We start from the raw sequence: 25,912 nt of genomic DNA, 5'->3' as shown, positions 1-25,912 counted from the left end.
TTCTTTGAAATTGAAATACAAATAGAAATAGAACTTTTAAATGCAGGCTGCCAGGACATGGCCCACTCAGAGAATCAGGCGCACGTCACCGAGGCGGGCCTGACGGCCTAACCCAAGATCGAGAGAAACGCCCGTGGCGCCCTGCGATACGCTGGAAACACTGGCATAGGCCAGAGCCGTCACCGGCACATTGGTGTCGCCGCTGCGGGCCACTCCATTGACCATGTACCTACCGTCAGCCACTGGCGCGCCGGTGTCACTCAATCCGTCCCACGACAGCGTTTTGACGCCTTGCGGCAACGCGCCCAGATCGAAACTGCGAACGGTGTCGCCGGCTGCGTTGGTGATGGTGACCTTCACCGAATCGGCAGATTGAGGCACCTCAAAGGCGAATGGCACGTCGGCTCCGCTTTTGGGCGTCAGCTCGCTGCCAGGGACCAGCACTGTGCGGCCAATCAGCGAAGCCGATTGCAGCACCTGGCTGGAGCCGCTTTGCGCCAGCAGCGACTGAAAGGCACTGTTGAGTTTTTCGATGCCGCTGACCGTGCTCATTTGCGCCAGCTGCGAAGTCAGCTGGGCGTTGTCCAGCGGATTGAGCGGGTCCTGGTTGTTCAGCTGCGTGACCAGCAGCTTGAGAAAGCGTTGCTCGCTGTCGGCGCTTGTCGCCGTGGTGGAGGTCAGCGCGCCGGGCGCACCGATGCTGTCGGACGAGGTGAGTGCAGACACGGCCATGAAGAAGTTCCCGGGTAAATGATTAGAGGTCGGCCGTCTTCGGCCTTACTGGCCAATCGTCAGTGTTTTCAGCATCAGGGTTTTGGCGGTGTTGAGCACCTCGACGTTGGCCTGGTAGGAGCGCGAAGCCGAGATCATGTTGACCATTTCCTCGACCACATTGACGTTGGGCATGGTGACGTAACCCTCGGCATTGGCCAGCGGGTTCCTGGGGTCATGGACCATGCGCATGGGCGACGGATCTTCAATCACGCGGGCCACCCGCACACCACCGATACCCTGGCCACTGGCAGAGTCCAGCTCGAACACCACCTGACGCGCACGGTAGGGCTGGCCATCCGGGCCGGCAACGCTGTCGGCATTGGCCAGATTGCTGGCCGTGGTGCTCATGCGCTGGGACTGCGCCGTCATGGCGGAACCGGCAATTTGAAAAATTCCCACGGAGCTGTTGGAGTACGGCATGGAATGACTTCGTTTCTACGTTACTGGACCGCTGCCAGCAGCGACTTGATCTTGGAACTCAATATCGTCAGGTTCGCCTCGTAGCGCATGGCGTTGTCGGCAAAATTGACGCGTTCGACATCCATCTCGACGGTGTTGCCGTCAAGACTGGACTGGTTAGGCGTGCGGTACAGCAAACCTGCATCGCTGCCGGCTGCGGCCTCACCGGACAGATGGCGAGAAGACGTGGTGGCCATGGAGGTTGTCACGGATTGGCGGCCGCGCTCCACGGCCTGCGACAGCGTGGCGCTGAAATCAAAGTCACGCGCTTTGTAGTTGGGCGTGTCTGCGTGGGCAATATTGGCCGACAACACTTCCTGCCGCCGGCCCCGCAGGTTGAGTGCTTCCTGATGAAAACGCAGCGCGGAGTCCAGCTTGTCTATCATTACTATCCCATCGTGTGAAGTCAGCGGCCGGGTGGTCCACAGGTCCTTGATTGAAAATAATTGTAGGTAGCTGCCTTTTAGCCAATCACTCGAACAGATGGGTTTTAGAGGCCCAGTTCAGTATTCCCCATGGTGGTTGGAAGCCCTGAAAAATGGGGGGAACTGCCGCCAATCGAACAAACAGCATCCGTATCGCAACCCAGTTCACCCCTTGGGCCTGTGCTGGTTTCTCTAAAATAAAGATCAGATGCCGACTGCACCGCGGCTGGCGATGGCATAAACAATTGATCTGCCGCCATTGCTTTTCAACAAGGATTCCATGACGAAACCCCTGCATGAATCACTGTCCCGGCCGTTTGCTGAAGTGATTGCAATGTTGCTGGTCCTGACAACGATCGCACCGTCCGCGCACAGCGCAGCACCGCTGCCTTTGTCGGGCTATGCGCGCCCGGTGATTGAGCAGTTTCTAAACGCTCAAACAACCGGCCTGCCCGGCAGGGTTCAGGTCAGCATTGCCACACCCCTGTCGGGCAATCTGCCGCCTTGTGACGCACTCGAAGCCTTTTTACCTCCTGGCGCACGCTTGTGGGGACGTGTTTCGGTCGGGCTACGCTGCCATGCGGGCCGGCCCTGGACTCGCTACGTCCAGGCGTATGTCGCAGTAACGGGGCCCTACCAGATCGCCACACGACAAATTGAAGCTGGGCAAGCCTTGCTGCCAGCGGATACTTCCACCCGGGAAGCAGACCTGACCACCCTGCCCGCTGGCGTGATTGTGGATTCGACCCAGTTGGGCGGCATGGTGGCACTGAACCGCATCGCTTCAGGCGCGCCGATCCGGCGCGAACAACTGCGCGGCATTCCCGTTGTGAAACAGGGGCAAACGATCAAGCTGGTCACCCGGGGACCTGGATTTGTGATCAGCACCGAAGGCAAGGCCATGACCGGCGCCGCCGCCGGCGCGGTGATTCAGGTCAAAATCCAGGGCGGACAACGCATCAGCGGCATCGTGCTCCCCGACGGGACCGTTGAACGCGACAACTGACAGGCCTGAAATTTTTCTGCCATCTGCCTAAAGTTTCAGAAAAAACTGCCGTTATGCGAATAAGTGCCTAAGAGAACCTCATGAAAATCAATCAAAACGTCACCTTCTTGAACAACGGGACCCCTGCTCCCGCAGTGGCGTCCACCAAGAGTAGCGCTCCCGCCAACGCATCGGCAACACCATCGCCGGCTGTCAGCAACCATGCCAGGCTGACCTCCGACTTTGACGCTGCCCGCGTGGCCGAGATCCGCGAAAGCATCCGTGCCGGCCGCTACCAGGTTGATACGGCCAAAATCGCCGACGGCCTGCTCTCCACCGTGCGTGACTTGCTTGACAGGAAAACATCATGAGCAGCCTGCTGCTACAGCACCTGACGCAGGAGCACACCGCCGTGGCGGAATTTCTCGACCTGCTCACGCGTGAAGCCGACGCCATGACCCAAGGCCATTTCACCGCCCTGCAGGAACTGGCTGAACGTAAATCAAAACTGGCCGACAGCGTTGCCCTGCTCGGTCGCCAGCGGGAAAACGAGCAAATGAGGCTGGGCTATAAAGCGGATCTCAGCGGTGCCGAGGCGGCGGCTGCCGCTGGCGGGCAAAGCCTGACCCAGGCGTGGAAGCAATTGCGGGAATGCGCAGCCCAGGCCCACGCGCTCAATCACGCCAATGGCGTCATGATTCACGCCCATCTCGATTTCACCCGACAAGCCATCAGTTTTCTGAAGGCCAGCGGCAAACCCCTGTATGGCCCGGATGGCGCACATGAAGCCGGCGCTGCAAGCGGCAACCGCCTGGCGGTCGGCTGAGCTTTTAAACAATCGACGCTGTTCAGGCGGCGCCATGGATGGCAGATTTTGAACCCCGATCTGCGGCTCAAGTCCTTGGCAGATGTCGGCTTGCGCTACGCGGAGCCGGCCTGCGCCGGACTGGTTGCTCACACGGCGCCAAGTCCTTATAAAATATAAGATAAATAAGGCTTTAGCGCAATACCTACGGGCTCTATTAGCTATTAATTTAATAGCTAAAAACTTTTCTGGCTCTCCGTCTTCTGGAAGCAGGGCATGACCAGGCAGTGTGGGCGCTAAGGCAATTCAGCCAACAGCCCGCGCAGGCGACTGATCGCCTGGCTGTGCAACTGGCAAACGCGCGACTGGCTGACTTCCATGATGGCTCCGATCTCCCGCAGGTTGAGTTCCTCGTCGTAGTACAGGCTCAGCAGCAGGCGCTCGCGCTCGGGCATGGCGCCAATGGCGTCGATCAGGCTTTGCCGCAAACCGTTTTTCAGCAACTGGGCCAGCGGGTCGCCGGTTTCACCGGCATCGTCGTGCCGGCTGCTGCATTGCTGGTCAATGAAGGTGTTTTCCTGGCTGTTGCGGTCAAAGTCTTCGTAATACAGCAGCTGACAACCCTGGATTTCCTGCAGCAAGCTCTGGTAGGCGGGCAAAGGCAGTTGCAGTTCCGCGGCAATCTCGCCCTCGGTGGGAGGCCTGCCGCGCTTTTGCTCCTGGGACTGAATGGCCTTGGCCACGCCGCGCGAAGACTGACGCAAGCCGCGCGACGCCCAGTCGTTGGCGCGCAACTCGTCCAGCATGGCGCCGCGTATGCGCTGGCTGGCATAGGTTTCAAACTTCGCGCCCTGGTCGTCCTGGTAGCGGCTGGCCGCATCGAGCAAACCGATCATGCCGGCCTGGATCAGGTCATCGAGATCGACGCTGGCCGGGAGCTTGGCCATCAGCTGCAATGCCAGGCGGCGCACCAAAGGCGCATGCTGCGTCAGCAACGCGGCTGAACCGGATTGGTCCATTTTTCCCTGGGAGGTGTACATGAAGGATGCGTCCTGCTTTCTTGACAATCTGGCGATGATTCCGGACAAGTGCTTCAGTGCATGCCGGCCACGGCTGGGGCTTCAGGGCGCGTGATCCGGCCAGGCAGCAGCGAAGGCGTCCGGCTGGGGGTTGGCGAGCGTGGCCACTGCAGCAAATCGGCGGCAATGCGGCAAAAGTCCCGAGCCGCACTACTGGTGCTGAAGGCCTGAACCACCGTCAGGTTCAGGCGACTGGCCTGGGCCAGCAGCGGATCGGCCCTGACGAAGCCTGCCGTTTGCAGGTCCAATCCGAGATAGCGGCTGCCTGTCGTGGCCAGGTTGGCCAGCATGCGCTGGGCTTGGGCCGGGTCATCGGCCTCGTTGACCAGCACCCGTAAATGCTGAAACGCATGCGCATAGTGAAGCTTTTTGATGCGCAGATAGGCTTGCGTGATGGCTTGGGCATTGGCCTGAAACACGACCAGAATATGGTCGGTACTCGCGGCCAGCGTGGACAACGCACCGTCCGGGTCCAGCACGGCATTCACCAGAACCAGCCGCCCGTCGCGCGCAAGCGGCATGGCCTGCGGCCCGACGCATTCGTCCAGTAGCAGCACGTCCTGGCCTTGCTGCATCAGGGCTGCAGCCAGATTCTGCGTCACGCTGCAGACTCCGGCGCTGGCCGGACTGTCGATCACCGCCACGCGTTGTGCGGTGTTGCCGCCCATCAGCCGGCGCAGCCCATCGGCCTGGTCAAGCACTATTTTCTCCATGCTGTACGTCTCGTTTTTGCACCGGCTCCGGGTACACCGCGAGCGACTCGGCAGTCTCATCACTCTCCAGTGCATCCAGCAGCACATAGAGTTTTCCCAGGCCTTCAAACAGCACCGGGCCTGGCACCGGCTGGTCTGCGTGAACTGGCTGTCCGGTCAATTGAGACACAGCCCTGCGCGCCGTTGCAGCCCATGTGTGTGGGGCCTGCTGCAGGCGAAACACCGTGGTGCTGGCCTGCGCCGCAACCCGCAGGATGTCGAGACGGACCGGTTCAGCCGAAGCAAGACTGTCTGCGAACTGCAAAAGGCTTTGCTCAAGGAGTTTGAAATATGGCTCGACCGCAGAACGCCAGACCGCCCACTGCATGATTTGCGGTGCTTTTGCCTGAATACTGATACTGGTCAGCAGATAGCTGTGAGCCAACAGCTTGCCGCTGGCCGCATCCACAACTCGCCTGACCACGCAGCGTTGCAAAGAAGCCTCGGCGATAGCACCGGTATGCTCGCCTTGGGCATCAGGGCACAGGCTGACCAGCATTTCAGCAATCGACAGCAATCCCGTCTTGCCGCGAAACGAGACCGGCTGCGGCAGGCTGAATTCCAGCCCTGAAACGAGTTCTTGCAAGGTTGCCGAAAGGCCGTCTTCGGCAAGCTCCACCTGAAGGCTGGCCGGAACAGAGGCCACCCAGCGAAGGCCGGCAGCTTGCCAGACCTGAATCTGGTCGAGCGATGCCATGCCGGAAAACAGATGAATCACCGGCTTGTTGTCGAAATGGTGCGGATCCAGAGCGTCAGGCGGCACTTTATCCGCGTTGGCGGCGCCCGCCAATAACACCGATAACGCCGCAGCAAAAGGCTGGCCGGTGCGGTCAGACAACAAGGCGGTGACATGGATGCGGGAGTCGCCCTTGTCATCGGCGGGCAGCGTGATGTCGCGGCTGCTGGCCAGTACGTAATCGCCGCAATGGCGCTTGCTGTCGGCATGCGCCTGCCGCACCAGCGTAGCGGCGATGACACCCGCTTGCACCGGGTCGCCCGAGAGCTGGCGCCAGAGGGCACGGCTTTGCTCAAAGCCGATGTCGCCCGTCGCCAGAGCCGCCGCATTGGAGGTCAGTTCCTGGGCGTTGTGGGCCAGTGTGCTGATCAGTTGCCGGCACTGCGCGCGCAGGCGCTGACTGACCGCTTCAGCGGCAGCCACTTTCTCTTCGTTGCGCAAGGCGGCGGGTTGCTCATCCAGATCGGCCTCGCCAGGCACAAAAAGGGAACTCTGGCTCTTGGCCTCAAACACGCTGTCAATCAGCAGCTTGCGATTGCCGAGCAGAAGGTTTTCCGGCACTTTCTGGCCGCTGGAGACATAGTGAATGGTCAACTGGTGACGAATCACGATGTCAACCAGCACCCCCGGATGCGTGGCTTCATCGACTTTGGTCAGAATGCAGCCCGCCAGGTCGGTGCCGCTGGCCGCTTGACCGCCATGGCGATACGCCTTGACCACTTCATTGAGCGTGTCGCCATGGCTGGAAGCATTAAGCAGCAGCAGACGCTTGACCGGACGGCTGGCACCGCACAGCATGGCAATCTGGTCGGACACGGCGCGGTCGCGCTGGCTCATGCCGACGGTGTCGATCAGCACCATGTGCTTGTCCTGCAGACTGGCAAGCACCGCTTCCAGGTCGCCAGCGTCCTTGACGGCGTGAACCGCCACGCCCAGGATCTGGCCGTAGATGCGAAGCTGCTCGTAGGCACCGATGCGGTAGCTGTCGGTGGTGATCAGCGCCAGTTTTTCGGCCCCGAATCGCATCACGCAACGCGCTGCCAGCTTGGCCGTGGTGGTGGTCTTGCCGACGCCGGTCGGCCCCATCAGGGCATACACGCCGCCTTCATTCATCAGGGCGTCTTCGTCTTCCAGCACTGGCATCTGACCTGCCATGGCCGACTTGATGTACGCCAGGCCACCGGCATGGTCCAGCCCGGTTGGCAAATCAGTCAGCAGGTCTTTGGCCAGGCGGGCACTGAAGCCGGCACCCAGCAAGGTGCGCAGCAGTTGCCCGCGCAGCGGATCGCGCTTTTGCGCCTCGTTCCACGTCAGGCCCGCAAGCTGCTCTTCAATCATGCCGCGCATGGAATGGATTTCGCGCAGGACGCTGCTGTCACCGCCGTCAACCGGGGCGGCAGGCGCCGGCACAAGCATGAGCGGTGACGGGGCAGCAAGGGCCAGGGACGCAACGGACGGAATTCTGCCTGCCGCAGGCGCTTGCAGCGAAGCCACGATTTCCACGCCCCCAGCGGTCACGCGACTCGACACCACGAACGCGTCCGGCCCCAGCTGTTCGCGCAGCAGCCGCAAGGCCTTCAGCGTGGAGCTTGCAACGACGGTGCAGGTGGTCATGCCGGTTTCGCTGCCAGTGGTCAAGACTTGCCTCCAATCGTGGCGGTGACCCGGATGGTGCGGGTATCAGGAATTTCGGCATGTGACAGGACCTTGAGCTGCGGCAGGCTACGGCGCAAAAAGCGCGCCAGCAAGACCCGCAGCGGGTGCTGCACCACCAGCACGGCCGGTAGTCCCAGTTGTGTTTGGCGTGCCATGGCCGACTGGGTTTCACGCAGCAGGTTGTCGGCCAGCCCCGGCTCCAGGCCGTTGCTGTTGCTCAGGGCCTGCAGCAGCACGCGGTCCAGCGAACTGTCCAGGCCGATGACCTCCAGTTGCTCGTTGCCCGGGTAAATATCCTGGATGATGGCGCGCCCCAGAGCCAGCCGGATCAGCGAGGTCAGCTCCGTCGTGTCCGCCACCGCCGGCGCCTGTTCGGCCAGCACATCCAGAATGGTGCGCATGTCCCGGATCGGCACACTCTCGTCCAGCAGGTTTTGCAGCACCTTTTGCACACTGGTCAGGGACAGCGCCTTGGGCACCAGGTCCTGCACCAGCAGCGGCGACTCCTTGCCGATGCGGTCGAGCAACTGCTGCACTTCCTGGCGTCCAAGCAGTTCGGCCGCATGCGCATGAATCAGGTGGTTCAGGTGCGTGGCCACCACGGTACTGGCGTCCACCACCGTATAGCCATAGATCTGCGCCTGCTCGCGCAGGCTGGCGTCGATCCAGATGGCAGGCAGGCCAAAGGCCGGGTCCTTGGTCTGCGTGCCGGGCAAGGTCGCGCTGACCTGCCCCGGATTGATCGCCATCCACTGGCCGGGCGTGGCTTCGCCACGGCCAATCTCTACACCCTTGAGCCTGACAACATAGGCATTGGGCTTGATTTCAAGGTTGTCGCGGATATGCACCACTGGCACCAGAAAACCGATGTCCTGCGCAAACTTTTTGCGAATGCTCTTGATACGGCCCAGCAATTCGCCGTTTTGCGCCATGTCCACCAGGGAAATCAGGCGGTAGCCGACTTCCAGCCCGAGCGGATCGACCAGCGCCACGTCGTCCCAGCTGGCCTCCTGCGATTCCGTCGCGGCGGGCGCGGGGGCTGGCAGCGCGGCGGTTGCGGCGGTGCTGACGGCCTGGCGCTGCATCACGCGCCGGCCCATCCATACCAGGCCGCCGGCAATAAGCAAAAAGGCCAGGTTCGGCATGCCCGGAATCAGACCCATCATGCCAATGACGCCGGCTGTCAAAAACAGCACCTGAGGATTGGCAAACAACTGCCCGGTCAGCTGGCCACCGACGTCCTCGTCGGTGGTGACGCGCGAGACGATCACGCCGGCAGCCGTCGAAATCACCAGTGCCGGAATCTGCGCGACCAGGCCGTCGCCAATGGCCAGCAGGGTGTATGTCGTACCCGCTTCGGCAAAGCTCATGTCGTGCTGGGCCACGCCGACGACCAGGCCGCCAATGATGTTGATCACCAGGATCAACAGGCCCGCCACGGCATCGCCGCGCACGAACTTGCTGGCACCGTCCATCGAGCCGTAGAAATCGGCCTCCTGCGACACCTCGGCACGGCGTTTGCGCGCCACGTCTTCGCCGATCAGGCCGGCATTGAGGTCGGCATCAATCGCCATTTGCTTTCCCGGCATGGCGTCAAGCGTGAAGCGCGCACCGACCTCGGCAATCCGGCCCGCGCCCTTGGTGATGACCATGAAGTTGATCACCACCAAAATGATGAACACCATCACGCCCACGGCAAAGTTCCCGCCCACCAGAAAGTGGCCGAAGGCCTCAATCACCTTTCCAGCCGCGTCCGGGCCGGTATGGCCTTGCATCAGCACGACGCGGGTGGACGCAACATTGAGCGACAGCCGCAGCAGCGTGGTGAACAGCAGCACCGCCGGAAAGGCAGCAAAGTCCAGCGCCTTCATGGTGTACATGCTGACCAGCAGCACCATGATGGACAGCGCGATGTTGAAGGTAAACAGCAGGTCCAGCAAAAACGGCGGCAGCGGCAGCACCATCATGCTCAGGATCAGAATGACCAGGACCGGACCGACCAGGCCCTTGCCATTGTCGGCGCCCATCAACATGCGAGGCAGCCGCTTCAAGCTGTCGAGTGCGTTCATGCCGGGCTTTCCGCAGAATCCAGGGATTCAGGCACCGGCAGGTTCTTTGGCCGGGGCGGCAAGGCGCCGCCTTCCGTCGTCTGGCGTTGCAGTTGGTAAGCCCAGGCCAGCACTTCAGCCACAGCGGCATACAAATCAGCCGGAATTTCGGCGCCCAGCGCGGTGTGGCGGTACAGCGCCCGCGTCAGCGGTGGCGCTTCCAGCACCGGGATGTTGTGCTCCTGTGCCAGCGCGCGGATGCGCAGGGCCACCAGGTCGGTGCCTTTGGCAATGACGCGCGGCGCCCGCATGTCCTTGTCGCTGTACTTCAGGGCGACAGCAAAATGGGTCGGGTTGGTCACGATGATGTCGGCCTTGGGCACTTCGGCCATCATGCGGCGCTTGGCCATTTGCTGCTGTTGCCGGCGTATCTGCGCCTTGACCTGCGGATCGCCATCACTTTCCTTTTGCTCCTGGCGCAAGTCCTCGCGCGACATGCGGAGTTTTTTCTGGTGGCTCCAGAGCTGGTAGGGCACATCAATCGCGGCCACCAGCAGCAAGGATCCGATGATCAGGGCGCAGCTGCTGGCCACCAGCCGCAGCGTGTGCGCAAGCGCCTCATGCACCGGCTCGCTCATCAGCGCCATGATGGTCTGAAGATTACCGGAGATCACCCACCAGGCGATGCCGCCGATCAGCAGGGACTTGACGATGGTCTTGACCAGTTCGGCCAGCGTTTCGGTCGAAAACATCCGGCCAATGCCGGCGATCGGATTCAGTTTGGAAAACTTGGGGCTAAGCGACTTGCCCGAGAGCAGCCAGCCGCCCAGCAGCATGGGCGCCACCAGCGCCGCCAACAACATCGCGGCCAGCAGCGGAACCAGTGCCTGAAGCACGTGAAATACGGTGTCTTCGGCCTGTACCAGCATCTGCGAAGCATCGAATGCGGAAGCGCGTTCAAACTGCATGCCATTGCGCAGCGCGCTGCCCAGATGACTGGCCATCAGGTCGCCGGTAGCCCACAGGCAGCCCAGCCCGGTGCTCAACATGACAAAAGTGACCAGCTCGCGTGACCGGGCGACCTGGCCTTCCTCGTGTGCCTTCTCCAACCGCCGGGGTGAGGCAGGTTCGGTTTTTTCGAGATCACTTTCTTCCGCCATCAATGCTCCGAAGCTTCAGACGCAAAGTTGTCCGACTCCGGCAATTATTAAGGCGTGCAAGCTGAACCGATCGGCCAAACAAGCCGGCGATAAAGCTGCTGCTTGAGCAATCGGGCAAACCGCCGGCTTAAAACCCGAGGCTGGCCAGCAAGTCGTCAACCTGCGCCTGATCACCGACTGCATCGGGCTGCTGGGGCTTGATTTCAGGGCCATGCAGAAGGTTGGTGTTCGACTCCGGCCGTTTTTCAAGCGGCTTATTGTCAATCAGCAACTGCAGCAGCTGTGTATCCATGTCATTGATCACATTCATCATCTTCTTGATGACCTGGCCTGTCAGGTCCTGAAAGTCCTGCGCCATCATGATTTCCATCAACTGCGCGTTGGTGGCGCTGACCTGCTGCGGCACAGCCCGCAGGTAAGCCCGGTTGTCAAGCACCAGTTCACGCGCTTCGTCCAGGTCCACCGGGCTTTCAAACCAGGCATCCCAACGCTGGGTCAGGTCCTTGGCCTGCCGGGCCAGGTCATCCTGAATCGGCTGGGCCACATCGATGGCATTGAGTGCCCTTTCAGCGGCGCGCTCTGTCATTTGTGCGATGTAGCCCAGACGGTCACGCGCATCGGGAATGGCGTCTGCCACCTTGGCAATGCCCTTGTCCAGGCCCAGTTCCCGGATGCTTTCCCGCATTTGACGCGTTAGCTGACCAATGCGGTGCAGCAACTGTTCGGCTGAATCTGGAACAGTTGCAATAGAAGGATTCTCCTGCGCCATTTCAAGCACTCTCTTTCGCAATTTTTTCAAATATCTTGGTGATCTTTTCTTCCAGCGTGACCGCAGTAAAAGGTTTCACCACATAGCCGTTGGCGCCCGACTGGGCCGCGGCAATGATGTTTTCCTTTTTCGCTTCAGCCGTGACCATCAGCACCGGCAATTTGGCCATCGAGGGATCCGCCCGAATGGCCTGCAGCATGGCCAGGCCATCCATGTTGGGCATGTTCCAGTCGGACACCACGAATCCGTAATTGCCGGCCCTGAGCTTTTCAAGGCCGACAGCGCCGTCTTCCGCCTCATCGACATTGACAAACTCAAGCTCTTTGAGCAGGTTGCGAATGATCCGGCGCATGGTCGGAAAATCGTCCACGACCAGGATCTTTATGCTTTTATCTACCACTTTCGCTCCAAAAATTTAAACATCACGACAGGCTGGCTGCAGAAAATTTTTTCGCACCCAAGCCGATTCCCATCACTTTCCTAGACCCGATTGGCCTGCTGGCCGAAAGACCGCAGGTGGACCATAAGGCGCTGGCTCATGTCCTGCAGAGGCACGACCTCCTGGGCCGCCCCCAAGGCAATCGCTTCACGCGGCATGCCAAAAACCACACAACTGGCTTCGTCCTGAGCCAGCGTGTAGGCCCCGGCCTGGCGCATCCGCAGCAGGCCTTCGGCCCCGTCGCGCCCCATGCCGGTCAGAATCACGCCCACGGCATTTTTCCCCGCATGCCTTGCAGCCGAATCAAACAGCACATCAACCGACGGCCGATGCCGGTTGACCGGCGGTTCAAGGTCCACCTTCGCGACGTAATTGGCGCCGCTGCGGGTCAGCGACAAATGGAATCCGCCGGGCGCGATATAGGCATGGCCTGGCAAAATTCGTTCCCCCTGCACGGCTTCCGAGACAGCGATGCGGCACAAGCCGTTCAGTCGTTCTGCAAACGAATGGGTAAACCCGGCCGGCATGTGCTGCGCAATCAGGATGCCGGGGCAATCCGGCGGCAGGGGCTGCAGCACCTCCCGGATGGCTTCGGTGCCGCCGGTGGAAGCGCCAATGATGATGAGCTTTTCGGTGCTCAGCAAGGGGCTGCGCAGCAGCGGCACATCGGCAGCAGTGCCCGCTCCGCCGACCGCAGCCGCGCGCCTTGCAGGCAGCAGCCTGGCGGCGGCGGCGGTGCGGATTTTGCCGGTGATCAGTTCGGTGTAGGACAGCAGTCCATCGCGAATGCCCAGGCGCGGCTTGGTGACGAAGTCGATTGCGCCCAGTTCCAGGGCGCGCAGCGCCGCCTCGGAACCGCGCTCCGTCAGCGACGACACCATGACCACCGGCATCGGGCGCAGGCGCATCAGCCTTTCCAGGAATTCCAGCCCGTCCATGCGCGGCATTTCCACGTCCAGCGTCATGACATCCGGGTTGTGCTGCTTGACCAGGTCGCGGGCAATCAGCGGGTCAGAGGCAGTGGCCACCACCTCCATGTCGGGCTGGCTGTTGATGATCTCGGTCATCAAATTGCGGATCAATGCCGAATCGTCCACGCACAGCACCCTGATTTTCTTGTCCGTCATGGCGTCCAGCCTGTTGTGTTGTCGAATGTGCGCATTGGCTTGGATGCCAGCCTGTCGCCCCGGCACGTTGACTGCTGATTCAGCAACACGCTGGCAAGGGCCTGCTCCTCGCGCTGCACCAGCAGGGCATCGTCCTGCAGTCGCAGTTTTCGCACCGTCACCCGGCCTGACAATGGGAAAAAGTTGATGCGGCGCGGCAGCTTTCCGCGCAAGTCCTGCGCGGCGATGCGGATGCGCTCGGCCATCAGGTAGCGAAGCACGAAGTCGGCATTGCGCTCGCCAATGTTGAGCAGCGTCATGCTGGCCAGTACGGCGCCGCCGCCAAACACCTTGGCTTCCAGGCGCTCGCGCCGGGCGCCGGCCCGGATCACTTCACCAAGCAGCACCTGCATCGCATGCACGCCATAACGCATGGCGGCGGCCGCATCGAAAACCAGCGGGTCCGCCGCGTCGGGCAACATGAAGTGGTTCATGCCGCCGATGCCCGAGACACTGTCGCGCAGGCAGGCCGACACGCACGAACCGAGCACCGTCGTCAGCACCATGTCGTCGGCCGTGACGTAGTACTCGCCTGGCAGCAGCTTGACCGCCGCCAGGCCGAATTCACGGTCGAAATAATGCCGGCTCGCCAGCGGCTCTGCTTCCGCCGTGATCATGCGGCGCCCCTCGGCCCGCTGCCGGCCAGGCCATAGACGGTCTGTCCGCGCAGCCGCAACGCATGCTGGGCAAAAGTGAAGTTCTCTGAATGCCCGGCAAACAGCAAGGCCTGGGGTTTCATCAGGGGGACAAATCGCTGCAGGATTTTTTCCTGCGTCGGCTTGTCAAAATAGATCATCACGTTGCGGCAGAAAATGGCGTCGAACAACCCCTTGAGCGGCCATTTCGGATCGAGCAGGTTGAGCTTCGAAAACTTCACCATGGCCGCCACTTCCGGCCGTATCCGCACCTTGCCGGCATGCACGCCAGACCCTTTAAGAAAAAACCGCTTCAGGCGCTCGGGTGACAGCTTGCCGGCCTGCTCCATTGTGAAAATGCCTTCCACCGCCTTGGCCAGCACCTGCGTGTCGATGTCCGTGGCCACCACGCTGCAGGCGCTGGCGCGACTTCCAAGCGTTTCGATCAGCGTCATGGCAATTGAATAAGGCTCTTCGCCGGTCGATGCAGCCGAGCACCAGACCGTGACTGGCTGCTGGCACTGGCGGACATGCTCGGCAAGCAGCGGGAAATGGTGCGCCTCGCGAAAAAATGCGGTCAGGTTGGTGGTGAGCGCATTGGTGAACAGCTCCCACTCCTGGCGGTGCGGGTCGGCCTCCAGGAAACCCAGGTAGGCCGAGAACTCGCGCATCCCCAGCTCGCGCAGGCGCCGCGACAGCCGGCTGTACACCATCTGCCGCTTTTGCCCGCTCAGGGAAATGCCGGCGCGCTGGTGGATCAGCAGGCGAATCCGGGCAAAGTCCGTGTCGGTCAACAAAAAGTCGGGGCCTGCCGGAGAAAGCGCAGCAGTGTGGGGGGGTGAATACATTGCAGGCTTGTGGGGTCAAGGGCTCAATAAGCATTGCAAATTGGAGTCAGGCAATGAACAGGGACCAATGTACCCAGCAACGCTCGCCGGCGATGCCCCGAAAAGCATGCCAAACAGCACCTTCCTCTGCGCATGGAGCCGCGATCAGGCTTTCACCCAGCCGGGCCAGGCGGTCAAAGGTTGAGGTCCTGCGCCCACACTATGGCCGACCCATGTGCCTTGTTCACCTGCGAAGCCGTCATGAACAAAGCATCGGCAAGCGCAGGCGCCGAGCCGCTTTCGTCCTCGCAGGCTTCTGCCAGCGCCAGCAAAGGGCCGTAGATGTCACCACGGTGAAGCAAGGCCTGGACAATCGCGCCGGGCATGGACACCTGCTGCATCAGCTGGGGCATCGGTATTCCCAGCAACTGGTCCAGCAATGAAAAAAGCCCCACGACAAACAGGTTTCCCGCTTCGCTTGCAGGCAGCAGGCCCTTGCCCAGCAGCTCGACGAATCGCCCCCGCACAATCGCCGTCTGCAGCAGCACCGGCGAAAACCCTGCTGTGCTGGTGGATGCCAGCAGCAGTGCCAGCCAGCGGTACAACGGCAGATAGCCGAGCATCGTGATGGCGTGCCGCAGCGATTCGATTTCCATCTGAAGGCCAAAGCCTGCGCTATTGATGTAGCGAAGCAGCTGGTAGGAAAGTATTGCGTCGCGCTGGAGAACCTTTTCCATTTCGCGGATGTCGGCGTATTCCTGGACCATCTTTATCAACTGCAGGATAAGTACCGTCTGCGGTCCCATGTGGGAAATTCGCGGCAGGTTGCGCGGCAATACACACAGATTTCCAAAAAACCCCGCCAAGCCAAGCGCTGCGCAGGCGTCGAACGCGTCCCAGTCCGCCATCTTGCTGACAAGCAGTTCCAGCGCAGGCTGGGCAAGCGCTGCCAGGCTGGCAATTCTCGCCAGGTCAGGATTCGCCAGATCGGCCACGACATACGTCATCAGCGAAAGCAGGCCGTCTCTTTCATCAAACAGCGTCACGTCCGGATGGCACAGCGCCAGTCCAAAGCCCTGCGCATGCAGCGATATCGCCAGCTCGATGCCTTCCGGGCAGGCCAGCTCGGCCTGCTTGAACATCAGGACCGTCTCAGCCGGATTGAGTGGCTGCAGGTCATCGGCAGACAAGGCCGCCACCTGGATTTCTATGAAAAACAGGCCAGAGCCGGCCCGGCGGGGAAACTGCGCCGCCAGCGCCAGCAGCTGCTTTGTCTGGTCTGGCCGCGCCTGGCCCGCGCTGGCGTCAGCGTCCTGCCATGACAGCTGGTAGCCCCGGACACACTGGGCCGCATCGGTCAGGGGCGCTCGGAAAAGATAGTTGTCAGGGTTCATGGGCTGAGGTTCGTGAGTATCCGGGATTGAACGATCAATTGTTCAGCTGCTACCCATCGGGTGGCGTTCCAGCCTCTAGACGATTCGGACGCAGGGCGTGAAGAGAACGGCTTCGAGCGTCAGGCTTCAATGCAAAAAGACAGCAGCGCTCAGGATGGGAAGGTTGCATTGCACCATTGTGCCGCAGGCCCCATGGGCGGGAGGCGGTGAACAGGCGCTTGATCAGTCCTTTGTTTCAAGGATTCAAACGGACCGGGCGCAAGCGGGATGATCGCGCCCTGCCCTTGCCCATAGGTTTCAGGAGCCCAGGAATTCGCCAATGGGTTTGAGGTCTTCCACCCGGTCGCATACCGACTTGACGATCATCAGGATCGGGATTCCGAGCAACAGGCCCCACACGCCCCAGAGCCAGCCCCAGGCCAGCAGTCCCATGAATACAGCGACCGGGCTGAGCCGGCTGGCACGGCTGGTCAGCCAGGGCGTGAGCAGATTGCCCACCAGCGTGTGGATCACGATCGAAGTGCCGCCCACTGCCATCGCCATGTTGATCGAGCCGAACTGCAGGAAAGCGACCAGAGCCGAGGCGGCCGCGGTGACCAGCGAGCCGATGTAGGGCACCAGGTTGAGCACGCACGCGACCACACCCCAGACAGCGGCATTGTCCAGCCCCAGGGTCAACAGCGCGCCTGCAGTCAGCACGCCGACCAGCAGGCTGGTCAGCAACTGCACCTGCAGGTAGCGCTGGATCTGCCCGGCAATCTCGTGTAGCGCCTGCAACGTGATTTTTTTCTTGCTCAGGCTGGGCCCGGCGAGCTTGACCAGCTTGCGCCGAAAAGTGTCGCCTGAAAGCATCAAAAAATAGGTCAAGAACACCACCACCGCGATTTGTCCGATCAGGGCCAGCAGGCCGATGGTGCCGGTCCACAGGTAGTCCTTGATGTTAAAGCGTGGCGCCTCGATCACCACCCGGGTTGCGCCCCGGTTGGGACCGGTGACGGCGGCACTTTCCCGGGTGGCCTGCTCGATCTGGGCGGCCGCTTTCTGCACCGTTTCCAGCGGGCTGTTCGATTTTCCGCTGTCCGACCTGAGCGCACGCCCGAGCTTTTGCGCCGCCGCCGGCAAGGCTTCGATCAGCTGCGTGGCTTCAAGCCGCAGCAGGTAAGCGCCAGAGCCCATGGCCCCCAAAATTCCCAGCAACAGCACGGCCGAGCTCAGCCAGCGCGGCACGCGCCTGTTTTCCATCCAGTTGATCAGCGGCGAAAAGGCGTAGCTGAAGAGCACGCTGAGCATGATCGGGATCAACACGACCCTCGCCCACTGGAGCACAAAAAGACCAGCCAGGATCACCAGGAGCACCAGCGACATATTTCGCACATCGACGGGCATTTGCAAAACAAATCGTTCTGGCTCGGGAAATTCCGTGAGATGGGGTTCAGCGACGACTGGCTCGTCTGCCATGGTTTCTTCGGCCATTTGTCATCCTCGTTAGGGTTGAGTGCTTGCGCCCGGCAATCTGTCAGACAGAGCAGGATGGGCGGGCGAGTTGAAGTATTGCACCCGAAAACCTGCAAATACACCATAGGACGCCTTCCGAAAACTGCGGTATCCGCAGGCGTAACCGGCTGTCAGCTGCTGCTGCAATCCGACCGGGAAGCAGCCTCTTTCTGCGGCTTAAAGGCACCCACAGAATCAGTCGGCAATGGCGTCCCTGACGGCGCCAAGCTGGCGGCGCGACACGGTGAGTAATTCATCCAGACCGTTGAGCCGCACAGCCCAGCCCTCGCCTTCTTCGGGATCAAAATGCTTTTCCAAAGCGCGCACAGCGCGTCTGGCAATCAGCGCATTGCGATGAATCCGCATGAACCGGCTGCCATAACGCGCTTCCAGTTCGCTGAGCGAGCCATCCAGTATGTAGCTGCGCCCGAGGGTACGCACGGTGATGTACTTCAGCTCGGCCTTGAAATAAAGCACCTCCGACAGCGGCACGCGCTCGGTCCGGCCCCGGTCCTGAATGATCAGGCTTTCTTCAGCCTTTTCGGGCTCTTGCGCTTGCCTGGCTTGCACAAGGCGCTCTATTTTTTGTAGCGACTGCTGCAGACGCTCCAGCCGCACCGGCTTGGTCAGGTAGTCCACCGCGTCCAGCTCGAAGGCCTGTACCGCATGCTCGGCATGCGCGGTGACAAAGACCACGGCCGGCGGCTGGGGCAAGGCGGCCAGCAGGCCGGCAAGCCCCATGCCGTCCATCCCCGGCATACGGATGTCAAGCAGCACGGCATCGAACGGCTGGCGCTGCAGCGCGCTCATGGCCTGCACCGCGTCGGCGGCCTCGGCGGCCACCACGGCGCAAGGCGCAGTGCAGTCGCCCAGCAAGGTGCGCAGGCGCGATCTGGCCAGTGCCTCGTCATCGACCAGCAGGATATTCAAAGCCCTCACAGCGGCACTTCCAGCCTGACCTGAAACAGGCCGTCCTTGAACGCGGTCTTGAACTGCGCCTGCACATCGTGCAGCAAAAACAGGCGCTCGCGCACATTCGCCAGCGCCAGGCCGTGTCCCGGCTGACTGCCGCTGCCAGGTACCGAGTTGGTTACTTTGATAACCACGGCACCGCCGCGACTGCGTGTGGAAATTATCAGTTGCGCGCCGCTGGCGCTGGGCTCCACGCCATGCCGCACGGCGTTTTCCACCAGGGGCTGCAGCAGCAAAGGCGGCAGTCGGGCCGCGTTGGCGCCGGGGTCGAGGTTCCATTGCACGCGCAGCCTGCTGCCAAAGCGGACCTGCTCAATGTCAAGGTAACGCTGCGCCAGTGCGATTTCATGTGCCAGCGTGACCGACTCCGCCGGGTCGGCCAGCGCGCTGCGAAACAGCTCGCTCAAGTCTTCCAGCACCGCTTCGGCCCTGGCCGGCTCGGCACGCACCAGCGCAATCGCGCTGTTCAGCGTATTGAACAAAAAATGTGGCCGGATGCGCGACTGCAATTCGGCCAGCCGGGCCGCCGTGGCCGCAGGGGTTCTGGCCTTGGCACGCCAGAACAGCCCTGCCAGCACCATGGCCGACAGCAGCGTGCCGGCAACCCCGCTGGCCCACCATGGCGCCATGGGCAGCATGCCCATCATCCACAGCAGTCCGCAGGCATAAATCCCTGCGACCGCACCCAGGCCGGTGCCGGCCAGCCACTGCCCAGGAACTTGTAAACGGTTGAGTCGGCCTTTGAAAACGCACACCGCGATCAGCCAGGCCAGCGTGGCGGGCAATACACCGCCGGTCAGCAGCGAAAACCACAGCAGCCAGTCCAGTGGGTTGGAGGTGACAAACATTGCGCCCACACCGGCGAATGCCTGCACCAAAAGGACGACCCGCAGCACGACACCCACATGGCAGGCGTCAAACAGGCTGGCGCGTGGCGTAAAAGGCGAGTCAGCCTGCAGCGAATCGGACCGTGCCAAACCGCCATGCAGCGTGGAATCGTCAAAGTTCTGTAGGGGGGTGGTCGGTGTCATCGAAAGAAAGCAGGGGTTGTGGTTCTTCAGTCCGGGGTGATTTTCAGGCCTTCAGGCACATAGATAAAATTGACACGATGAGTATTGCACTGGCCAGGGCCTTACGGCTGCTGCACTGAACACTATTTAAGCGTCCCCAGCCAATTGCTCCCACACCGTGCTCGTTTCAATCCGCCCGAGCCTGCCCATCCAAGAAAGCCCGCATGAATCAATTCGACAAAAAATCCCAAGCCTGGTCAGCCCTGTTTTCAGAACCCATGAGCGATCTGGTCAAGCGCTACACCTCCAGCGTATTTTTTGACAAGCGGCTGTGGCAAGCCGACATCGCCGGCTCGCTGGCGCATGCCGACATGCTGGCCGCACAAGGCATCATCGCCCCGGCCGACCACACAGCGATCCAGAACGGCATGGCGCAGATCACCGCCGAGATCGAATCCGGCGCGTTTGAATGGAAGCTGGACCTGGAAGACGTTCACCTGAACATCGAGGCGCGCCTGACCCAGCTGGTCGGCGACCCAGGCAAGCGCCTGCACACCGGTCGTTCGCGCAACGACCAGGTCGCCACCGACGTGCGCCTGTGGCTGCGCGGCGAGATCGACCTGATCGGCGGCTTGCTGGTGGACCTGCAAAAGGCACTGGTCGAGATTGCCGACAAAAACGTCGAAGTCATTTTGCCCGGTTTCACGCACCTGCAAGTCGCCCAGCCGGTCAGCTTTGGCCACCATATGCTGGCTTATGTCGAAATGTTCAGCCGCGACGCCGAACGCATGGGTGAAGTGCGCCGCCGCGTGAACCGCCTGCCGCTGGGCGCTGCTGCACTGGCAGGCACCAGCTACCCGCTGGACCGCGAACGCGTCGCCACCACGCTGGGCATGGTCGATGAACAAGGCCAGCCGCAGGTCTGCCAGAACAGTCTGGACGCCGTGAGCGACCGCGACTTTGCGATTGAGTTCACGGCAGCCGCTTCTCTGGCGATGGTGCACATCAGCCGCTTCAGCGAAGAGCTGATTCTCTGGATGAGCCAGAACTTCAGCTTCATTCACATTGCCGACCGCTTCACCACTGGCTCGTCGATCATGCCGCAGAAGAAAAACCCCGACGTGCCCGAACTGGCGCGTGGCAAGACCGGCCGGGTCGTTGGTCACCTGATGGGCCTGATCACCCTGATGAAGGGCCAGCCCCTGGCCTACAACAAAGACAACCAGGAAGACAAGGAGCCGCTGTTTGACACGGTGGACACGCTCAAAGACACGCTGCGCATCTTTGCCGAGATGGTTGGCGGCATCACCGTCAAGCCCGAAGCGATGGAACGCGCCGCCCTGCGCGGCTACGCCACCGCCACCGACCTGGCCGACTACCTGACGAAAAAGGGCCTGCCGTTTCGCGACGCCCACGAAACCGTCGCCCATGCCGTCAAGGCTGCGACGGCGCACCAGGTCGACCTGTCAGAACTGCCGCTGGCCGTGCTGCAAGAGTTCAACCCGTCGATTGAAAAAGACGTGTATGACGTGCTCAGCCTGCGCGGTTCGTTGAACGCAAGGAACATTTTGGGTGGCACGGCGCCAGAGCAGGTACGCGCGCAGATTGCGCGGCACCGGGCGCGGCTGGGTTAAGAGCGCGCATTACTGGAATCAGCAATGGGTCGTTGCTGGTGTTTTACGCCGGACAGGTGCAACCGCCTCACATAAAGGGAACGGCATGAGAGTAGGAATTATTGGCTTTGGAAAAACAGGACGTGCAGTTGCCTCGGTGTTGCTGGAGTCGCATCAGACGGTGCTGCAATGGGTGGTGCGCCGCTCCCGGCGTCTGGAGCACCGTTCGGTGCCCGAATTTCTGGGCATCGAATCCACAGAAACGCAGCCCGGCCTGATTTATTCCAAGGACGAGTATTCCATCGACGAGATTCTGGACCTGTATCCGGTGGATGTCATCGTTGATTTTTCATCAGAAGACGGCCTGAATTACTACGGTGATTCCGCCGCCAAACGGGGCATCACAATCGTCAGCGCCGTGTCGCAATACCCGCAGGAACAGTTGCAAAAACTCAAGCAACTGGCGCAGCAAACCGTTGTCATGCATTCACCCAACATCACGCTGGGGATTAATTTCATGATGATTGCGGCCAAAATTCTGAAGAATATCGCCCCGTACACCGACATTGAAATCATTGAAGAGCATTTCAAGGGTAAACCCGAAATTTCAGGCACCGCAAAAATTCTTGCCCACGAACTCGGCTTGCCCGAAGAAAACATCAAGACCGTGCGTGCTGGCGGCATTGTCGGCGTCCATGAAATCCTGTTTGGGTTTCCCTACCAAACCGTGCGCCTGAAGCACGAGTCGATTACCCGCGAGGCCTTTGGCAATGGCATCTTGTTCGCCATTCAAAACCTTCAGGAAAAACCCAGAGGCTTCTACACCATGGAAAATTTGCTGCTTCCGTATTTCAAGCTGCAAGACAGCGTGGAAGACATCATCAACACCGACCACAAGCTTTTGGACCAGGTTTGAGTTTTGTCAGCACTGCCCCATGAGCCCACCTGCCACCCCCGACGCACGCTACTTCGTCGTTCGCGGCCGGCTGTGGCGGGCCACCAATCCCGCCCTGCCCGAAGCGGTGCGCAGCGCACTGGTGCAACAACTCATGAACGCCCGGCGCGCGGTGAAAACGGCGCTTGGCACCCAGGATGCCAACGAGCTTGCACAAGCCCGGGCCGAAGTCGATGCCGCAAAAATCGCGCTGGGCGAGCGCGGCACGGTCTGGTGGACGGATGGCGCCACGGATTTCAACCGGCATCTGGCCAAAAATACGCCCTATGCCGGGTGGTATCAAAGCCTGGACGATTCCAAAAACAAGAATCAGCGCCCATGAATCTGCCGTGCCCCGACGGGTTCAAAGCTTTGTTAAAACCTGAGTGGTAGCGCGGCTTCTTGCCGGCGTGAACCCGAATCAACAACCGCGAGCAGCTGCGGATCGTGGCGGGATCGCTTTTCGGTATTCTCCTGACCGGGCTGCTGTGCTTTTATTTTGGTTCCGATTCCGTGGCGCAGAAGCTTCCCTGGCTGGTCGCACCGCTGGGGGCCAGCGCCGTACTGGTGTTTGCTGTGCCTGCCGGACCGATGTCGCAGCCTGGCCGGTGGTGGGTGGCAACACCGTGTCGGTGCTGGTGGGCATTTCCGGCGTGCACGGCATGCACCCGCTGGGCTCTCCCGAGTTGGCCGCTGCACTGGCCGTGGCCACGGCCAGTGGCATGATGCTGGCGATGCGCTGCCTGCATCCGCCCGGCGGTGCCAGGGCGCTGATGATGGTGCTGGGGAGAATCGGTGATCCGGCGTTTGCGCTGTACCCGGTATTGCTGAACTGCCTGTTGCTGGTGCTGGCCGGCATTGGCTACACCAATGCCACGCGCCGGCCCTATACGCACCGCCAGCTGAAACCTGCCGCAGCGCCCACGTCTCAGACTGGCCAGATCATGACGCGCAACGTGCAGGTGGCGAGTATGGAGCGTTACCTCGTGGAACTGCCGCCGCTGTTTGGCAGCACAGGCCATCACCACCTTCCCATCATTGGCGAGGGTGAGCGCCTGGTCGGCATGATTACCCAATCCGACCTGGTACCAGCGCTGGGAAAGGCTGCCGACCCTGCCGCATAAGCCGGCCGGGCGCACCCAGGCCACAACGCTGGTCTTTTTTACGCTCGGCCCGAGCATTGCCATCAAGCAAGATTTTCCACCGTGTCAAGGCATTGCTCTTGCTCTTGTTCCTGGCTCTGTTTAAACAATCTGGGATCGGCGGCAAGCTCATGCACGGATGCTCCGCCATGCTGATGAGGGTCAACATCGACACTGAATGACTGCTGCCTCCAGGCTGATGTCTGATCGGCGGCCTGAAACCATTCAAAAGCCATGCGTTCATGGATCATTCAGGGTTCTAGTGGACATTCGGCAAACCAAAGCTGTTGCTAAATTAATGGCAACCCGCTATTCGATGAAGACAATCGCCTATGCGTAATGCAATGCTCAAATTACATTTGTACACAATAAAATGCAGCAACAAGACTGTTTTTTTAGCTGGATTTCAATAGATTTTTGTTTGAAATATCACAGTCTGATACATTGATTGAACAATAGCCAGCGCGTATTTTGTAACTTGTTTCTCTCCCCAACCCACCCGTTTTAGTCACAACGCAAATAGCCAGGAATGACCATGTTTTTAAACCCGAATCGCCGGTTATGTCTGCTGGGCACCGCGGCCTTTTTACTCTCAGGCCAATCCCATGCGCTGGACACGCCCAAAGGAAAGGTTGTTTTGTCCCTCAGCGGCAATATCGGGCAAAAAAATCCCGGTGACCCGACTGACTTCGACATGGAGATGCTGACGGCGTTGCCCCAGCACAGTTTCACAACGCTGACCCCCTGGTACCCAGAGAAGAAAAAATTTACCGGGCCCTTGCTGCGCGACGTGCTGGCGGCCGTTGGCGCCAAGGGTGAAACCATCAAGGCCATATCGTTGAACAATTACAAGGTTGAGGTCCCGGTCGCCGATACACAGCAGTTCCCGGTGATTCTGGCGCGCCTGATGGATGACAAGCCCATGGCAATACGAGACAAGGGGCCGCTGTTCATCGTTTACCCGTATGACACCGACACAGCGCTTCACACGACACTCTATTACAAACGCTCCGCCTGGCAAGTTCGCTCTATAGAAGTGCAGTGAACACACCGGCCCGGCATTCCTTGTGGCGTTCCGTGTCATCGGGCCGCTGGACACTGGCGGTGACGACCGTACTGGTGGCGGTGTTTGTGGCGGTCGGCTGGATACAGATACGTCAGAGCCAGCGCATCGACAGCACGATTGCCTACAACGAAGAAAATGTTTCGTGGATTTTTTTCCAGCTTGAATACGAGTATCTGACGCTTCGCGACAGCCTGCGCCAGGCAAAGCGCTACCCCGAAGGCATCGATTCCCAAGCGCTTCGCGAGGGCTATGAAATTTTCGTCAGCCGCGTCTTGCTGGTGCAGTCCATGCAGCTCGCCAGCCCGGACGTGCCACTGCCAGACCGTCCGCACACTTCGGAACTGATCACGCAATTCATCGGTCACGCCGATCCTTTCCTTTCAGAAAATTCGCCGTCTGACCTGAGTACGGATGTGATCGCCAAACTGTCGAGTCAGATAGAGTCGCTTGGAACACCCATTCACGACCTGTCCTTGCTCACCATCGAGATGGTCGGAAATAATGTTCGCACCCGCAATGCTGCAGCGCGTGAGCAGGTTCACATCAGCATTGCGCTGAACATTTTTCAGGGCCTGCTGACGCTGGCCTTTGCGGTCATGCTGATTCGCCAGGTTCGATCACTTGAAAAGCGCAGCCATGAACTGGGGCGGGCGAAAGACGAAATTCTTTTGCTCAACAGCGAATTGGAAGACCGGGTACACCAGCGCACTCTCCAGCTTGAAGCCGCAAACCAGGCGCTGGAGGCGTTCTCCTATTCGGTGTCACACGACCTTCGAGCACCTTTGAAAACGATTGACGGATTCAGCCATTTGCTGGAGCGGGCGGTTGCCGACAAGGCGGGCGAAAAAGGAAAGCATTACATGGACCGGATCCGCTCCGGCGTGCGGCATATGGGTGAACTGATCGATGGCCTGCTTGCACTGGCCCAGTTGTCGCGCGATACGCTGCAATTTAGCGAAGTTGATATGAGCACCATGGCCAGGCGCATCGCGCAGGAGTGCCAGGAACACGAGCCGCATCGACAGGCGCAAATATGCATTCAGGACGCGATGGTGGCCACGGGTGACCGGCGCCTTTTGGGGGTGGTGATGCAAAACTTGCTGAACAATGCCTGGAAATTCACGTCCAAGCATGAGCTGACCCACATTGAGGTCGGCAGCACGGCAAGCGCAGACAACGAAACCGTTTATTTCGTCAAGGACAACGGCGCCGGCTTTGACATGGCTTATGCCGAGAAACTTTTTGGCACCTTTGAGCGACTGCACTCACCTTCGGATTTTGCAGGAACCGGCATTGGCCTGGCCACCGTGAAACGAGTCATTGACCGACACGGCGGCCGTGTCTGGGCTGAAGGCAAGGTAAATGACGGTGCCATGTTCTGTTTCACGCTGGCTGATGCCAGAGCCATCACACCCGGTCAAGTTTTGCGCTAGGGTTTTGGCACCATGGCAGTGGTGTCAGCCGCGCAGCAGCACCGTAAATGGCTTGCCCTGGATCGGCAGAGGCGGGAGGTAAAGAATGAGCCCATCAAATGGGCGAGACTCTGTTTTTTTCAATTCTTGACCAAGCCAC

Annotated in this window: 27 protein-coding genes; 9 read left to right on the top strand and 18 right to left on the bottom strand. The window is 60.5% G+C overall.

Translation table 11 applies throughout. The features are described 5' to 3' along the window. Positions 1–66 precede the first annotated feature (66 nt). Genes IWX87_RS01015 through flgB form a run of 3 tightly spaced genes read right to left on the bottom strand, consistent with a single transcriptional unit; the run spans position 67 to position 1,619 of the window. The gene (locus IWX87_RS01015) at positions 67–732 is read right to left on the bottom strand and encodes a flagellar hook assembly protein FlgD (protein ID WP_196861637.1); all 666 of its coding nucleotides are present in this window, start codon (positions 730–732) and stop codon (positions 67–69) included. Positions 733–777: 45 nt separating this feature from the next. Further along, on the bottom strand, positions 778–1,194 hold the full coding sequence (flgC, locus tag IWX87_RS01010; protein ID WP_196861636.1) for a flagellar basal body rod protein FlgC: 417 nt from the start codon (positions 1,192–1,194) through the stop codon (positions 778–780). Between the two features lie 20 nt (positions 1,195–1,214). After that, the gene (gene flgB, locus IWX87_RS01005; RefSeq protein ID WP_196861635.1) at positions 1,215–1,619 is read right to left on the bottom strand and encodes a flagellar basal body rod protein FlgB; all 405 of its coding nucleotides are present in this window, start codon (positions 1,617–1,619) and stop codon (positions 1,215–1,217) included. Positions 1,620–1,938: 319 nt separating this feature from the next. Between flgB and flgA the strand changes: the two genes are divergently transcribed. From flgA to IWX87_RS00990, 3 genes are all read left to right on the top strand, one after another. Next, positions 1,939–2,664: a flagellar basal body P-ring formation chaperone FlgA gene (gene flgA, locus IWX87_RS01000; RefSeq protein WP_196861634.1), complete on the top strand. Its 726-nt coding sequence runs from the start codon at positions 1,939–1,941 to the stop codon at positions 2,662–2,664. A gap of 80 nt (positions 2,665–2,744) precedes the next feature. Further along, positions 2,745–3,014: a flagellar biosynthesis anti-sigma factor FlgM gene (gene flgM / locus IWX87_RS00995; protein WP_196861633.1), complete on the top strand. Its 270-nt coding sequence runs from the start codon at positions 2,745–2,747 to the stop codon at positions 3,012–3,014. After that, positions 3,011–3,469: a flagella synthesis protein FlgN gene (locus IWX87_RS00990; RefSeq protein ID WP_196861632.1), complete on the top strand. Its 459-nt coding sequence runs from the start codon at positions 3,011–3,013 to the stop codon at positions 3,467–3,469. The genes flgM and IWX87_RS00990 overlap by 4 nt, the downstream gene beginning before the upstream one ends. 275 nt (positions 3,470–3,744) lie before the next feature. Here the strand turns inward: IWX87_RS00990 and IWX87_RS00985 are convergent, their stop codons facing one another. The 14 genes from IWX87_RS00985 to IWX87_RS00920 all read right to left on the bottom strand — a co-directional run bounded on the left by IWX87_RS00985 (position 3,745) and on the right by IWX87_RS00920 (position 19,606). Continuing rightward, the gene (locus IWX87_RS00985) at positions 3,745–4,488 is read right to left on the bottom strand and encodes an RNA polymerase sigma factor FliA (protein WP_196861631.1); all 744 of its coding nucleotides are present in this window, start codon (positions 4,486–4,488) and stop codon (positions 3,745–3,747) included. A gap of 53 nt (positions 4,489–4,541) precedes the next feature. Then, a complete protein-coding gene (locus IWX87_RS00980; protein ID WP_196861630.1) occupies positions 4,542–5,240 on the bottom strand; it encodes a hypothetical protein in 699 nt (232 codons plus the stop codon). Beyond that, on the bottom strand, positions 5,221–7,653 hold the full coding sequence (gene flhF / locus IWX87_RS00975; protein ID WP_231374280.1) for a flagellar biosynthesis protein FlhF: 2,433 nt from the start codon (positions 7,651–7,653) through the stop codon (positions 5,221–5,223). The genes IWX87_RS00980 and flhF overlap by 20 nt, the downstream gene beginning before the upstream one ends. Then, a complete protein-coding gene (gene flhA, locus IWX87_RS00970; RefSeq protein ID WP_196861629.1) occupies positions 7,650–9,740 on the bottom strand; it encodes a flagellar biosynthesis protein FlhA in 2,091 nt (696 codons plus the stop codon). Before flhA ends, flhF begins: the two co-directional genes overlap by 4 nt. After that, positions 9,737–10,879, bottom strand: a complete 1,143-nt coding sequence (flhB, locus tag IWX87_RS00965) for a flagellar biosynthesis protein FlhB (protein WP_196861628.1) — start codon at positions 10,877–10,879, stop codon at positions 9,737–9,739. Before flhB ends, flhA begins: the two co-directional genes overlap by 4 nt. Positions 10,880–11,006: 127 nt before the next feature. Then, on the bottom strand, positions 11,007–11,648 hold the full coding sequence (gene cheZ / locus IWX87_RS00960; RefSeq protein WP_196861627.1) for a protein phosphatase CheZ: 642 nt from the start codon (positions 11,646–11,648) through the stop codon (positions 11,007–11,009). Position 11,649: 1 nt separating this feature from the next. Then, complete coding sequence (gene cheY, locus IWX87_RS00955) at positions 11,650–12,048, bottom strand: chemotaxis response regulator CheY (RefSeq protein ID WP_196861626.1); 399 nt, start codon at positions 12,046–12,048, stop codon at positions 11,650–11,652. Positions 12,049–12,128: 80 nt separating this feature from the next. Next, positions 12,129–13,214: a chemotaxis response regulator protein-glutamate methylesterase gene (locus IWX87_RS00950; RefSeq protein WP_196861625.1), complete on the bottom strand. Its 1,086-nt coding sequence runs from the start codon at positions 13,212–13,214 to the stop codon at positions 12,129–12,131. Beyond that, entirely contained in the window at positions 13,211–13,870 is a 660-nt protein-coding gene (cheD, locus tag IWX87_RS00945; RefSeq protein WP_196861624.1) for a chemoreceptor glutamine deamidase CheD, read from the bottom strand. Before cheD ends, IWX87_RS00950 begins: the two co-directional genes overlap by 4 nt. Further along, positions 13,867–14,736, bottom strand: coding sequence for a CheR family methyltransferase (locus IWX87_RS00940; protein ID WP_196861623.1), 870 nt, complete (start codon positions 14,734–14,736; stop codon positions 13,867–13,869). The genes cheD and IWX87_RS00940 overlap by 4 nt, the downstream gene beginning before the upstream one ends. A 173-nt stretch (positions 14,737–14,909) precedes the next feature. Beyond that, the gene (locus IWX87_RS00935) at positions 14,910–16,109 is read right to left on the bottom strand and encodes an EAL and HDOD domain-containing protein (RefSeq protein WP_196861622.1); all 1,200 of its coding nucleotides are present in this window, start codon (positions 16,107–16,109) and stop codon (positions 14,910–14,912) included. A 297-nt stretch (positions 16,110–16,406) separates the two neighbouring features. After that, on the bottom strand, positions 16,407–17,582 hold the full coding sequence (locus IWX87_RS00930) for an AI-2E family transporter (RefSeq protein ID WP_196861621.1): 1,176 nt from the start codon (positions 17,580–17,582) through the stop codon (positions 16,407–16,409). Positions 17,583–17,798: 216 nt separating this feature from the next. Continuing rightward, positions 17,799–18,533, bottom strand: a complete 735-nt coding sequence (locus IWX87_RS00925) for a LytTR family DNA-binding domain-containing protein (RefSeq protein ID WP_196861832.1) — start codon at positions 18,531–18,533, stop codon at positions 17,799–17,801. Positions 18,534–18,538: 5 nt separating this feature from the next. Beyond that, positions 18,539–19,606 carry a sensor histidine kinase gene (locus IWX87_RS00920; protein WP_196861620.1) on the bottom strand — a complete coding sequence of 356 codons (1,068 nt, stop codon included), beginning with the start codon at positions 19,604–19,606 and terminating at the stop codon, positions 18,539–18,541. A 203-nt stretch (positions 19,607–19,809) separates the two neighbouring features. Here IWX87_RS00920 and argH point away from each other — a divergent pair, with 203 nt between their 5' ends. From argH to IWX87_RS00900, 4 genes are all read left to right on the top strand, one after another. Beyond that, the gene (gene argH, locus IWX87_RS00915) at positions 19,810–21,219 is read left to right on the top strand and encodes an argininosuccinate lyase (protein ID WP_196861619.1); all 1,410 of its coding nucleotides are present in this window, start codon (positions 19,810–19,812) and stop codon (positions 21,217–21,219) included. A gap of 85 nt (positions 21,220–21,304) precedes the next feature. Continuing rightward, complete coding sequence (locus IWX87_RS00910) at positions 21,305–22,114, top strand: 4-hydroxy-tetrahydrodipicolinate reductase (RefSeq protein WP_196861618.1); 810 nt, start codon at positions 21,305–21,307, stop codon at positions 22,112–22,114. Between the two features lie 19 nt (positions 22,115–22,133). Further along, on the top strand, positions 22,134–22,475 hold the full coding sequence (locus IWX87_RS00905) for a hypothetical protein (protein WP_196861617.1): 342 nt from the start codon (positions 22,134–22,136) through the stop codon (positions 22,473–22,475). Between the two features lie 268 nt (positions 22,476–22,743). Continuing rightward, the gene (locus IWX87_RS00900) at positions 22,744–23,256 is read left to right on the top strand and encodes an HPP family protein (RefSeq protein ID WP_348535220.1); all 513 of its coding nucleotides are present in this window, start codon (positions 22,744–22,746) and stop codon (positions 23,254–23,256) included. Between the two features lie 62 nt (positions 23,257–23,318). Here IWX87_RS00900 and IWX87_RS00895 read toward each other — a convergent pair whose 3' ends face one another. Next, positions 23,319–23,525 carry a hypothetical protein gene (locus IWX87_RS00895; protein ID WP_196861616.1) on the bottom strand — a complete coding sequence of 69 codons (207 nt, stop codon included), beginning with the start codon at positions 23,523–23,525 and terminating at the stop codon, positions 23,319–23,321. Between the two features lie 284 nt (positions 23,526–23,809). Between IWX87_RS00895 and IWX87_RS00890 the strand changes: the two genes are divergently transcribed. Together IWX87_RS00890 and IWX87_RS19980 are read left to right on the top strand one after the other, a co-directional pair. Continuing rightward, positions 23,810–24,319 carry a hypothetical protein gene (locus IWX87_RS00890; RefSeq protein ID WP_196861615.1) on the top strand — a complete coding sequence of 170 codons (510 nt, stop codon included), beginning with the start codon at positions 23,810–23,812 and terminating at the stop codon, positions 24,317–24,319. Continuing rightward, positions 24,316–25,773, top strand: a complete 1,458-nt coding sequence (locus tag IWX87_RS19980) for an ATP-binding protein (protein ID WP_370583709.1) — start codon at positions 24,316–24,318, stop codon at positions 25,771–25,773. The genes IWX87_RS00890 and IWX87_RS19980 overlap by 4 nt, the downstream gene beginning before the upstream one ends. Positions 25,774–25,912 lie beyond the last annotated feature (139 nt).

The organism is Polaromonas sp. CG_9.7, assembly GCF_015752205.1.
GTDB lineage: Bacteria > Pseudomonadota > Gammaproteobacteria > Burkholderiales > Burkholderiaceae_C > Polaromonas.
This window is presented reverse-complemented; position numbering and strand designations above follow the sequence as displayed.